Source organism: Streptomyces sp. NPDC001634 (genome assembly GCF_040298185.1).
GTDB lineage: Bacteria > Actinomycetota > Actinomycetes > Streptomycetales > Streptomycetaceae > Streptomyces.
The window spans coordinates 1-1417 of the sequence record NZ_JBEOZU010000229.1; the positions used below are offsets into that span (position 1 = coordinate 1).

Here is a 1417-nt window from a genome sequence, read left to right on the forward strand (position 1 = left end):
GTTAGGTCTGTCTTGATCTTGCCGTCGTGTGTGTCTTGCTGGGCAGGGGTTGATGGCAGGTGGTGCAGATGCCGGTCCAGCACCTCAGGACGTCCTGGAGGGTGTCGAGGACTTGGTAGAGGGTGAGACCGGTGCGGGGGCTTTTGGGGAGAGACGCTGTTCGGTGAGGAAGGCGTGGGCGGCGGTCACGAGGGTGACGTGGTGGTGCCAGCCCGGCCAGGAGCGGCCTTCGAAGTGGTCCAGGCCCAGGCCGTGCTTGAGTTCGCGGTAGTCGTGCTCGATGCGCCAGCGGACCTTGGCCAGACGCACCAGGTCGACGACCGCAGTGTCGGGGGGCAGATTGGACAGCCAGTAATCGGTCGGCGCTTCGGCATCGGCGGGCCATTCGATCAGAAGCCAGCAGTCGGGCAGGACCCCGTCCCACCAGCCCTGTTCGGCCGAGGCGGCGGCTTTGACCGGACGCTCGACGGCCCTGCCTGCCGGGCGGATGCGCACGGCGGCGAAGCGGGAGCGTAACTCTCCTCGCGAGCCGTTCCGCCAGGTCACGGTGGTGAAGGCGTCTTGCTCAAGGCCGTCGGCCAGGGCTGCCACCGAGGGTGCGGGATCCCGGTAGCGGGGCTGGGGCCAGCAGCCGACGGGCCCGTTGCGGTCCGGGGCCACGGGCTTCGCGTCGAACGGGTGCGCGGTCACGTCCGCTCGGACGGCCAGTACGTAGGTGAGTTGGCGCTCCGCCAGGGCGGCCCGCAGGTGGGCGTTGGTGCCGTAGGCGGCATCGGCCACCACGGCCGGCGGCGTCATGCCCCAGCCGGCCAGTGTGTCGAGCATGTCCAGGGCCAGGCGCCACTTCTCGCGGTGTGTGACCTCGGGCGGGACGCGGGTGATGGCCCGGCGGCCGGTGTCCGAGGCCCACTCCTTGGGCAGGAACAGCCTCCATTGCAGCGGGCAGGAGGCGGTGTCGGTCGCGGCGTGGATGCTGACCGCGACCTGGCAGTTCGCCTGCTTCCCCAATGCCCCGCAATACTGCGGGGCCACGGCGACCGACATCCTTCCGTCCTTGGGCACCGACACGTCATCGATCACCCATGCTGCCGGGTCGATCAGCGGCAGCATCCGTTCGCAGACGCGTCGCTGCACCGGCACAGGATCCCAGGTGGACTGGTTCACGAACTGCTGCAGGTTCTGCTCGTTGCCGTCCGGCAGCCGCGACGCCATCGCCTGGATCGACTTGCGGCGACCGTCCAGCATCAGGCCCCGCAGGTAGCAGTCACCCTTGGCCCGCTGGTCCTTGCGCGACACCGAGGCGAACACATCCGCCACGTATAACGCCAACGTCGCCCGGATCCGGTTCACTTCATGTGCATCCACACACCCAACATGCTCCTGAACAGGCCCGACAGGAAGACCTAACGGAGTCCTA

At 68.5% G+C, this 1417-nt stretch carries 1 protein-coding gene; it reads right to left on the reverse strand.

Annotated features, from left to right (window positions below; translation table 11 throughout):
- Nucleotides 1–84: 84 nt before the first annotated feature.
- The gene (locus tag ABT186_RS47720; RefSeq protein ID WP_351930698.1) at nt 85–1365 is read right to left on the reverse strand and encodes an IS701 family transposase; all 1281 of its coding nucleotides are present in this window, start codon (nt 1363–1365) and stop codon (nt 85–87) included.
- Nucleotides 1366–1417: the final 52 nt, after the last annotated feature.